The sequence below is a fragment of the Mucilaginibacter sp. genome (genome assembly GCF_039207105.1).
GTDB lineage: Bacteria > Bacteroidota > Bacteroidia > Sphingobacteriales > Sphingobacteriaceae > Mucilaginibacter.
This window is the reverse complement of the sequence record NZ_JBCECK010000157.1, coordinates 1-10,956: the sequence shown is the minus strand read 5'-3', so window position 1 is coordinate 10,956 and position 10,956 is coordinate 1. Positions and strand designations below refer to the sequence as shown.

Annotated in this window: 11 protein-coding genes; 4 read left to right on the top strand and 7 right to left on the bottom strand. The window is 43.0% G+C overall.

The genetic code is table 11. From position 1 onward, the window contains the following. The 7 genes from AAGC65_RS21690 to AAGC65_RS21660 all read right to left on the bottom strand — a co-directional run. On the bottom strand, window positions 1-1,012 hold a 1,012-nt coding region (locus AAGC65_RS21690), incomplete at its 3' end, for a histidine kinase (RefSeq protein WP_343114559.1). A 156-nt stretch (window positions 1,013-1,168) separates the two neighbouring features. Continuing rightward, on the bottom strand, window positions 1,169-1,504 hold the full coding sequence (locus AAGC65_RS21685) for a DUF4288 domain-containing protein (protein WP_343114558.1): 336 nt from the start codon (window positions 1,502-1,504) through the stop codon (window positions 1,169-1,171). A 183-nt stretch (window positions 1,505-1,687) separates the two neighbouring features. Next, a complete protein-coding gene (locus AAGC65_RS21680) occupies window positions 1,688-2,497 on the bottom strand; it encodes a LiaF transmembrane domain-containing protein (protein WP_343114557.1) in 810 nt (269 codons plus the stop codon). A 573-nt stretch (window positions 2,498-3,070) separates the two neighbouring features. Beyond that, window positions 3,071-3,472, bottom strand: coding sequence for a LiaF transmembrane domain-containing protein (locus tag AAGC65_RS21675; protein ID WP_343114556.1), 402 nt, complete (start codon window positions 3,470-3,472; stop codon window positions 3,071-3,073). A gap of 241 nt (window positions 3,473-3,713) precedes the next feature. Then, the gene (locus AAGC65_RS21670; protein ID WP_343114555.1) at window positions 3,714-4,418 is read right to left on the bottom strand and encodes an SDR family oxidoreductase; all 705 of its coding nucleotides are present in this window, start codon (window positions 4,416-4,418) and stop codon (window positions 3,714-3,716) included. A 184-nt stretch (window positions 4,419-4,602) separates the two neighbouring features. Further along, window positions 4,603-6,381: an aromatic amino acid hydroxylase gene (locus tag AAGC65_RS21665; protein ID WP_343114554.1), complete on the bottom strand. Its 1,779-nt coding sequence runs from the start codon at window positions 6,379-6,381 to the stop codon at window positions 4,603-4,605. Window positions 6,382-6,492: 111 nt separating this feature from the next. Then, window positions 6,493-7,440 (bottom strand): lysylphosphatidylglycerol synthase transmembrane domain-containing protein, encoded by a 948-nt coding sequence (locus AAGC65_RS21660; protein WP_343114553.1) that lies wholly within the window; start codon window positions 7,438-7,440, stop codon window positions 6,493-6,495. A gap of 196 nt (window positions 7,441-7,636) precedes the next feature. Between AAGC65_RS21660 and AAGC65_RS21655 the strand changes: the two genes are divergently transcribed. The 4 genes from AAGC65_RS21655 to guaA all read left to right on the top strand — a co-directional run. After that, window positions 7,637-8,506, top strand: a complete 870-nt coding sequence (locus tag AAGC65_RS21655; RefSeq protein ID WP_343114552.1) for a carbon-nitrogen hydrolase — start codon at window positions 7,637-7,639, stop codon at window positions 8,504-8,506. Window positions 8,507-8,549: 43 nt separating this feature from the next. After that, window positions 8,550-8,903, top strand: coding sequence for a four helix bundle protein (locus AAGC65_RS21650; RefSeq protein WP_343114551.1), 354 nt, complete (start codon window positions 8,550-8,552; stop codon window positions 8,901-8,903). A gap of 13 nt (window positions 8,904-8,916) precedes the next feature. Continuing rightward, window positions 8,917-9,999, top strand: coding sequence for an agmatine deiminase family protein (locus AAGC65_RS21645; protein ID WP_343114550.1), 1,083 nt, complete (start codon window positions 8,917-8,919; stop codon window positions 9,997-9,999). A 277-nt stretch (window positions 10,000-10,276) separates the two neighbouring features. Beyond that, on the top strand, window positions 10,277-10,956 hold a 680-nt coding region (gene guaA, locus AAGC65_RS21640), incomplete at its 3' end, for a glutamine-hydrolyzing GMP synthase (RefSeq protein WP_343114549.1).

The following is a 10,956-nucleotide window of genomic DNA, read 5'->3' as shown; positions in this document are numbered from 1 at the left end:
TGGTTGTAAATATATTATCATTTGCATGAGTTTCCATCAAATCGTTACGGGCAAAAAGCAAATACAAGCGTCGCTGTACACCCCTGAGGCCAAATCCGGTACCTTTTTGAGGGCGCGAAGTTTGCGGGTCATAAGGGTTTTGCACCATCAATACCAGGTAATTGTCCTCCAGTTCGCCGCGTATGCTTACCGTTACCTCGCCTGTGGTATCATATAAACCAAACTTTATAGCGTTTTCAACCAGCGGTTGCAGCAGCATAGATGGCATTACGGCCGCGCTGCATTTATCATCACAGCTTATTTCGGTTTGCAGGCGATGGCCAAAGCGCACTTTTTCTATATCTAAATATAAGTTTAAATGTGCCAGTTCCTCACTTAAAGGCACCTGTTGCTGGTCGTCTTTTTTTAAGGTACCGCGCAAAAAGTCAGACAGCTGATGTATCATGCGGCGGGCTTCATCGGGTTTAAAGCCAATAAGCGCGTTGATGGAGTTAAGGCTGTTGAATAAAAAGTGCGGCTGCAATTGCTGGCGTAAATTGTACAACTCGGCATCGCGGGCCAATTGCTCGGCCTCAGTTTTACGTTTTTGGGTTTCTTTTTGATCAAGCTGAGAGTACCACAACAAGCTGATCATGGCCATCCAGCCGATAGCTAAAAAATCAGTAAAAAACCGGATGATGATGGATTGCTGTACAAAATTTATAAATACCTTGTCTGTATTAATTAAGGGCAGCAAATAGCGGCAGCCCAATGTACATATACCGCCCAGTGCTACACACCATATAAACAGGTTAATGTAACTGCCCTTACCCGGCTGGTAATAGCGCAGGTTGTTATTAATAAGCCAGCAGGCACCGGAAAGCAGTATAGCGCTCAGCAGGCCATCAACAGAGGCCGTAAACCAGAAAAAGCCAAAACTATGCACAATATAGGTTTGCAGGCCGGCCCAGATGAGCCCGCATGCAATAAATGCGCCGTATAATTTTGAAGCTGATAATGCCGGTAATGCCATGCTTTTTATTTGAGCGATAGAATCAAGAGATAAGAGTCAAGAATCAAGACAGGAGAATGCAGGATGCATTTTGTCTTTAATTCCATGTTTCTCATCATATGATTTTTTTGTCTCTATTTCTTGATTCTTGTCTCTTGTCTCTTATTTCTCTTCCAATCAGTTTCTTACACCCAATAATGCCGATTTGTGATGTGCCCAGGCAATGTACAGGTCGGCATCAGGGGTTTCGTGTATGTTATAATAAAGCTCCGCACCGTCGGTAAGCTCACGTATCTGGTTTAATTCGGCCACATCAATAAACTGCCATTTAACGGTTTGCTTTTCAATGTTTTTAAAACTATCCTGATTGGCATGGCCAATTTTGTTGGCTTTTTCAAAAGCGCTTAACTCGCTTTCGGCACTAATGAGCCGTAATTGCTCATCAAACTGCGCCTGGTGATCGCCATCGCCACTAATTACCCTGAAAACTAATTTCGCTACGTACCAGTTCATAATTGTTTGTTTTTTAGTATCAAGTAGTTAGTATCAAGTATCAAGACATTTCTGTCCTGTTGTTAGGTATCAAATAGTTATATCAAAACCCGGTAGTTAGTGTCAGGATTTAGTATCAAATTTTAATTCTGTCGTGATACTTGATACTAAATACTTGATACCAAATTGTTGCTTGATACTAAATTAATAGCTGCGTATATCAACACCGGCAAAAATGGAGGTGCCTTTCAGTACCAATATTTTTTCATTATTGGGTGATGCGGTGCTCCGGATGCGTTTGTCGTCAACACCTGCAAAAACAGCGGCCAGATCTGATATTACCTGCCAGTTTGATGGTACAATAATTTTGGTGCCGCCAAATACCTGGGTAATATCAATGTAAACCCTGCCGCTGATGTCGGCTTGCGTAAAATCAAGTTCGGCGCCGCCAAAAATGTTTACAATTTCGCCGCCTTTAAAGCTTTTTGACAGTATGGTTTTATTAACCCCACCAAAAATAGATATCGCTTCCAGGTAATCGTCGCCCGATCCATATGGCCGGGTAAATGGTTCTTTAGGTGGTACATCGTCACCATCTTTTACCGTATAATCAACCTCTGGGTTGGCTTTATCAAAGTCGAAATTGGCAGGCTGCTTACCATCCCACCTTGGGTCTTTATAATTATGTTTTCCGCGCCTCAATATAAGCCACATACCAAAGGCAATAATGGCTATAGGCCAAACAATACGGCCGGCGTTGTCAATATTCTCGTTCAGTAAAAAGATAACTCCTAAAAATACCAGTATGCCCCATGAAGCCTTTTTGAAATTGTGTTTGGCACCCAGGTAAAGGCCCCAGGCTATAAGTGCCATTGGCCAGCTAAACAGCCAGCCCGGAATTAAAAAATCGGCCAGTTGTTTTATAAGCAACAACCCACCCACAGTAAGGAGGATGAGCCCTGCCATTACTTTTCCCTTATTTGGGTTGTTTACATTTCCTATATCGTTATTCATTTGTGTGCAAATTAAATCATATCCAAAACTAAGGTAACATTATACATGAGGCAAACAAAAGTTGGCGACATATTTAAAGAAATCGGTGGAAAGGTAAGTTTTGTCGGTGAAAAAGTTGGGGGATAATTAAAATTAGGTGTTGGTACATGTAAGCCCCCTCTAAATCTCCCCCAGAAGGAGAGACTTTAAAAAAGGTGTGGTTTATCAAATCAGGCTGTTTAACGACTCACCCCGACTACGCTTCGCTGGTCGGCCCTCTCTTCAGCTTCGCTGGAAAGAGGGCGGGAGAATATTTTGTCATTGTGAGCGTAGCGTGGTAACCGCGAACTTTACAGAGAAAACATACATTGTTCGCGATTGCTTTGTCGTTCCTTCTCGCAAAGAAAATATTTTTTTCACCCTCCTTTCCGCCTCAGGCGAAGAGAGGGTGGTCCAGCGAAGCATAGACCGGGGGAGTCAATTATAGACTATACTTTTCATTGGCTGTTACTCTTTAGAAAGCAGTTGGGACAAAACAACAAAAGGGGAGTACCCAAGCGGTACATCCCCAATACATGAAAACAAAACTATTAATTATACCTCCGGTTCGGTTGGTTTATGGAACTGGAAAGTTTCTTTCGGCTTTTCAAACAGGTATTCTTCCTTATGCTTGCGGGGCTTCATGATCATCCAGGTACCAAAGCCCATTACAGCTACCGGCCAAACAATACCTTCGGCATTAGGGATATTCTCGGTTAATAAAAAGGCCACGCCTATTAGGCTGATCATGAGCCATGAGGGTTTGCGGAAATTGTATTTAGCACCCATGTATAAGCCCCAGGCAACAAGCCACATGGGCCAGCTAAACAGCCAGTCGGGAATGAGGAACAGGTCAAATTCTCTGATCAATAATATACCGCCAATGGCTAATAAAATTACCCCTGCAGCAGTTTTGCTATTATTGGGGGTAACGGTAGTTTCTATATGGTTGTTCATTGTTGTAAGTATTAAATTATACCCTAAAGTTAGGGTGGTATTCATGTTGCAACAATGAATTATAGGTAACCAAGCGGGGGAAATCGGTAAAGACGAGGGTTTATCCGGCGAATGGGGGAGGGAGTTTTTGCCGGAGACAGGGAAGGCCGGCGACTCACCCGACCATCACTGTGTTTGGTACCCTTCCTTTCGGCTTCGCCGAAAAAGAGGGTTGAAAAAATACCGTTAACAATGACTACACCTATGGAGTAGTCACGGCAACAGGCAACACTTTGCCGTTAAAGAATTTATGCCCGGTAAGCGCGAAATCAGCTACGTATTTACCCATTTCAAAAGCCAGTACCGGCGATTGATACCCCGGGAATGCTTTCTCAAGCATTTCGGTTTGTGCCGAACCCAGGGCCAGGCAGTTTACTTTGATATCCTGCTCTACCAGTTCTTGTGCAAGGCATTCGGTTAGGGTATGCAATGCTGCTTTACTTGCAGAATATGCCGCCAGACCTGCAAATTTGGCGCTGCCCGGGTAACCGCCCATACTACCTATATTTAAAATATGTGACCCAGCCGGGATTACAGGCAGCAGTGCCTGGATAATGCGAACATGCCCAATGAAGTTGCCTTGCAGCATTTCAACAAAGTCGGTTTCCTGTAATTCAGTAAAAGGTTTGTTAATGAGTACGCCGGCGTTATTGATCAATACATCAACCCGGTTATCAAAATTGGTGGCAATAAATTGCTGCAGACCTTCATAATCGTCATGAACAATATCAAACTTCAGGGCATAAAGCTCACAGTCAGGGTTTAAGCCATGAGCTATTTCCAGCAGTCGCTCCAGTTTTTCCTGGGTACGGGCTAAGGCAATTACTTTATGTTTGCCCGAAAGTATCAGTTCAATTACAGCTTCAAATCCTACGCCGCTGCTGGCGCCTGTTATTATAATGTTCATAAGTTTTAGCCCCAGATCAATGAATTATTAAAATCGTCATTGCAAGGAACCGAGTAAAAGCCCCCTCTAAATCTCCCCCAAAGGGAGAGACTTTAAAAAGTATTTTAAAGTCATCTCCTTTGGAGAGGGTTGGGTGAGGCTTTTACCTCATTCCTCGCAATGACGTTTTTTGATTTTATTCCGCCTAAAATACCAAATTCTGTTCAACCGGATGGGCTATCAGATAAAAACCATCGCTGATGAGCTTTTTCAGCTCAGGTTCGGCAATGGCCTTTTGCTCCAGGAATTTTTTGATCTCGGCGGATAATACCGGTTCGATGCGTTCATGTTCAAGCATTTCCAGTATCTCCAATGCACAGAGCCAGTCGTTGTGATGATCGTGTTGCAATTTTTGCCATACATTGCCCAGAAAACCATAGTCGCCCTGCTTAAGCCTGCAATTACGTATTTGCTGATAAAGCTTGTGCAGTTCGCGGGTTTTCCAATCATATTCCACATGGTGGGTTTCGGTTTTTGATTTGTAAACGATATCCTCAAATGCTTCCTTATCGGCAGCTCCGCAAAACACTGATACAATTTTTTCGCCCACGGCCATGTCATATACACCCCATGACGGATCAAACAGGGTATGTCCTTTTTTATCGGTAAGGGTGCAATTGGTAAAAGTAATGAGCTGTATTTTTTCTGTCGATGACAGTATGCTTTTCACTGTACCGTTAACCGTTATACCACTTTCAAAATCAAGTATGGCTTCAATACCTTCGATAATACCCAGATCTTTTAATTGATCGGCAGACAAGTCTTCCAGAGGTGTATCCACATTTTTAAGCCTACCAACGGGCGAACTAAAACCATCCCGATGATGATCCTTACCGTGCCCTTTCAGCAGTTTATTATTTACTGCCAGTATGGTTGGCCCGATGGTTTTTATAAAATAAGGGTTATCGTGCACATCAGCTTTAAATTCGGTGATGGTACCCGATACCTGCAAACCTGAGCTGTAAACAGCCGTACACGTATTTTTGCTTTCCACAGCCTTGGTTAAGCCATAGGCGCCTCCCCGCCTGAACGACATGGTATTGGCAAACTGCTCCAGCACATCGATCAGGTTTTGAAAGGTTGGCGTTACAAACAGTTGCGGCTGCGGCTTGGTGATGTCATAACTATATTTAAGGGCATCAATAGTATACCATAGTTTTTCAACCTCCGGGTTCATGCAGCTGGCACTTTCGCCAATGGACGAGAGCAGGCCGGCACCATAAATTTTAGGTTGTTCCAAAGTTCCGATCAGACCATACTCTACCGTCCACCAATGTAATCGGCTGAGCAGAGCCATTTCTGAGGGTTCGCCCATGTTTTCCTGGCGATAAGCTACCAGCTCGTCAGCTTTTCTGATCTCGTCTTCATCTGCATCGGGCATTTCCTTTAATATAGATAGCGCCCTGATGGCCTCATAAAGCTCAAAATCCTGTGCCGAAAACATGGCCTTAGCCCCTATCGAACCAAAATAACTCAGATATTCATGGTAATCTTTATCGGCAATAATAGGCGCATGTCCGGCCGATTCATGGATAATATCAGGTGCCGGAGTATATTCAATATGCCTTAGCTGACGTATATCTGCCGCGATAACCAGTACCCGATAGGCCTGGTATTCCATAAAGGCCGCCGGAGGAATAAAGCCATCAACAGTAACGGCACCCCAGCCAATTTTGGCCAAAGCGTTGTTCATCTCCTGCAGATCGGGAATACGCTCAATGGTTAAACCGGCTTTGGTTAAACCCGGGATGTAAGGATAGTAGGCCACATCCTTTAAGTAGCTATAATTCTGGCGCATCACGTAGCGCCAAACGGCATGATCTATCGGGGTGTAATGTTCGTAGTGCTGGTTAACAATAAATTGCTTTAAATGGCCCGGCAACGCAGCAACCTGCGGATTGTTAAAATCATTAAAATGGCTCATTAATATAATCTGATTTATATACTGAACGCCAATTTAAGTAATTGCTTACTTCACTTGCAAAGTTTAGAATATGATTTTAATAAAGCCTTTAAATCAAAATAATATTCTGATTTATTGCTGCTCATTCAATGAAAATTCCGATGGCGCCTGCAAGCCTTTCTCTAACCTTTTTGGGCGTATCACATAATATATACCAATTAAGGCAACAATGATAGAGATGAGGTAAAAGCCAAAGCTCAGGTAAACGGCCATATCTTCGGTCAGATTAAACTGACGTGCCAGGGTTAAAAACAGCGCGTCCCGGATACCGCCGCCGCCTAAGCTAAATGGAATAACCGCAGCTAATGAAGAGAACAAGAATGATAATAGGTAAGGGGCAAACTTGCCATTAAAGTCCTGCGCAAGCAGCAGGCATACAATTGCTAATAATTGCATGCTTTGTACACCTATGGCTTTCAAATGGCCCGAGAAAAAATTGTGGGTATAATCTCTGAAAAATTTACGTGCAACAAAATAATAAATTACAGATCCTGTCGAAACTATACTCAGCGGAATACCTAAATGATATGGAAAACTTGGGATCAAAATAATCAGCCCAACCACTATAGCGCCAATAGCCCAAAAACCGCTTAGCCTGTCGAATAAAATAGCCCAGAAAACTTTTTTGGTGGGTAATTTATAAGTTTTATGCAGCAGATAAATTTTATATCCATCGCCGCCTATACCGCCAGGTAACAGCACATTATAACACAGGCCTAAAAAATACAGGCGGAGATTAAACCGCCAATCAAGTTTAAGACCTATAGATTTAAAAAAACTAAGCAAACGCCATGACGAAAACAGCATAGAGCCCACGTAACACAAAATAGCTGCTGCCAGCCAGGCCCGATTAGCGTGTGCAAGGCGGAATTTTATTTTAGCGAACGGTACTTTACTGAAAACCCAGTACAACAGGCCGCCGGTAACTACAATAATTAATATAACTTTTATAACGCCCCAAAGCTTACCTTTCCAGGTTTTGTGTTCTGCGCCTTCGTCAATTATTTCGTCTTCTGTCATTTGGCTGCAAAGCTAATTATTTGAATGTACACATGAATTTTTTTTTGAAGTGTAACAACTTTGGTTCAACAACGTACTTTGTAGTATTAAGTTTGCATATTATTATAAAAACATAAAGTATCAACCGCATGTAATCATTAATTAATTGAATGAAAATCATCATATCAATTGTTATTTTTGCGCAAATTTTTGTAAGATGAGTAAAGTAAAAGTTGGCCTGGTACAAATGAGCTGCACTGCTGATAAGCAACAGAACCTGCAAAAGGCTATAGTTAAAGTAAGGGAAGCTGCTGCCAAAGGCGCGCAAATAGTTTGTTTACAGGAATTATTTACCTCACTTTATTTTTGTGATGTTGAAGATTACGACAACTTTAAGCTGGCCGAGGCCATCCCCGGCCCATCAACCGACGAACTTTCAAAAGTAGCGGCCGAGCTGAACGTGGTGATCATAGCATCGCTGTTTGAAAAACGCGCGCAGGGTGTTTACCACAATACTACCGCCGTTTTAGATGCCGACGGAAGCTATCTGGGCAAATACCGCAAAATGCACATCCCCGATGATCCGGGCTTTTACGAAAAATTTTACTTCACCCCCGGCGATCTGGGCTACAAAGTATTTAAAACCAAATACGGCAAATTAGGCGTATTGATATGCTGGGATCAATGGTATCCGGAAGCTGCCCGCATCACCGCGTTAATGGGTGCCGATATATTATTTTACCCAACCGCAATTGGCTGGGCTACCACGCAGGATGAGGCTACCAATATTGAACAATACAATGCATGGCAAACCATTCAGCGCTCGCACGCGGTAGCCAATGGCGTTCACGTGGTAAGCGTTAACCGTGTTGGCGAAGAAGCCGGCGTAAAATTCTGGGGCGGCTCATTCTTTGCCAATCCGTTCGGTGCTATCATCCACCAAACATCACATGATGAGGAGGAAGTGGTTGTACACGAACTTGACCTGGATAAATCTGACTATTACAGGAGCCACTGGCCATTTTTACGCGACCGCAGGATTGACAGCTATCAGCCGATAACTAAGAGGCTGTTAGACGAGGATTAAATTTTGGTCAATGGTCCATAGACCATAGTATAAAAACTTAAGAATGGCGTTCAAGTTTGAAAATTTACAGGTTTGGCAAAAAGCGCTCGATTTGACTGAGGAAATAGACATGCTTACAAAAGGAAGTTTTCCCAAAGAAGAAATGTTTGTTTTAACCTCTCAAATTAAAAGAGCAGCAGATTCAGTGGTACTTAATATAGCTGAAGGTTGCACCGGACAAACAAACCCTGTTTTTAAAACGTTCTTAAGCTATTCTTTACGATCTGCTGTAGAAGTGGTATCCTGTTTATTTATCGCGAAAAAAAGAAAAATCATTAAAGAAGACGATTTTCAAAAGTTATACAATGAATATCAATCATTATGTAAAATGATATCATCTTTAAAAAACTCATTATAATCCACTTTGTACTATGGACTATCGACCATCGACTATGGACCTTAAAAACATCTCCACTATACAAACCCCGGCCTCACAAGGTTTTCATTTCCCTGCCGAGTGGGCTAAACATACAGCTACCTGGCTTTCGTGGCCGCATAAGGAGGCTTCATGGCCGGGTAAGCTGGATTCGGTATATCCATCATACATCGAGTTCATCAAAGTTTTAACCCGTAATGAGCTGGTGCGCATCAACGTGGTTGATGAAGCGATGGAGGCTTCGGTAACTTTTCAGCTGCAAAACGCGGGTGTTGATATGAGCCGGGTTGAACTGTTTGATTTTGGTACTAACGATGCCTGGTGCCGCGATCATGGCCCTGCCTTTGTTATCAATCTTGAAAATAAACAAAAAGCCATTGTTGACTGGGGTTATAACGCCTGGGGCGGGAAGTATCCCCCCTTTGATCTGGACGATGTGATACCTACAAAAATTGGTGAGCGTTTCGGTCTGCCGGTTTTTAATCCGGGTATTGTGATGGAAGGTGGTTCGGTTGATTTTAACGGTAAGGGTACTATTTTAACCACTACTGCCTGTCTGCTGAATAAAAACCGCAACCCGCATTTAAACCAGGATCAAATAGAAACTTACCTGCGCAACTATTACGGTGCCGAGCAAATTTTATGGCTGGGCGATGGTATTATAGGCGATGATACCGATGGTCATATTGATGATATCACCCGCTTTGTAAATGAAGATACCGTAGTTACCGTAGTTGAAGATGATAAAAACGACGAAAACTATCACATACTACAGGAAAACCTGGAAACCTTAAAAAACATGCGTCTGCTTAACGGCAAACAACTGAACATAGTTGAGCTGCCGATGCCCGAAGCCGTGATTTATGATGATACACGCCTGCCGGCATCTTACGCTAACTTTTATATAGCTAATTCTGCGGTTATTGTGCCCACTTACCGTTCGGTAAATGACGATAAGGCTTGCGATATTTTACAGCAATGTTTCCCTGACCACGAGGTTATCGGTATCGATTCTACCGATATTATATGGGGGCTGGGCAGTTTCCATTGCCTGAGCCAGCAGGAACCGGAAGTGTAAGCAGAAGGTGGGCTTAATGCCTTTTTGTCTAAAAAAGATTTAGCTAAAAATATGTTATTGTGAAGCAATCGCGAATTATACAGATTTGCTCTGTCAACTTCGCGGTTGCATGCCACACTCAATAATGTTTTTGCTTAACAGCCATGATAAGCTTTAAATCGTGATAACCCACCAATCCCCAAAAATCCTGGTTCAGACAAAAAATAAGGTATAAGCCTGAATTTCAAAATCTCAAATCTCTTATCTTACATCTCATATCTAATTTTTATCTTTGCCCATGCAAGAAAAAATCCTCATTCTTGACTTTGGCTCGCAATTCACCCAACTTATAGCGCGCCGTGTCAGGGAGCTCAATATTTACTGTGAGATCCACCCGTTTAATCATTATCCCGAAATTGACAGCACTGTAAAAGGAATCATACTTTCCGGCAGTCCGTATTCTGTACGGCAGGAAGATGCCCCAAGGTTTGATTTTGAGCAGTTTCATACCACACGCCCCATTTTAGGTGTTTGTTATGGGGCGCAATATGTAGCTCATTTTCATGGCGGCGAAGTTTTGGCTTCAAGCACCCGTGAGTATGGCCGCGCCAACCTGGATTTTATTAATAAGGAAAATCCGCTGTTTAAAAACATTCCCGAAAGCTCGCAGGTATGGATGTCGCATGGCGATACCATTGACCGCATTGGCGATAACTTCGAGATCATTGCCAGTACCGATACCGTAAAGGTTGCGGCATACCAGGTAAGCGGTACCCAGACTTACGGCATCCAGTTTCACCCGGAGGTAACCCACAGTATCGACGGCAAGCAATTGCTGGAGAACTTTTTGGTTGACATTTGCGGTTGCAAACAAGACTGGACACCCGATTCATTCATCGAAACTACCATTGCCGCCCTGCGTCAAAAACTGGGCGATGATAAAGTAGTGCTTGGCCTTTCAGGCGGTGTCGATTCATC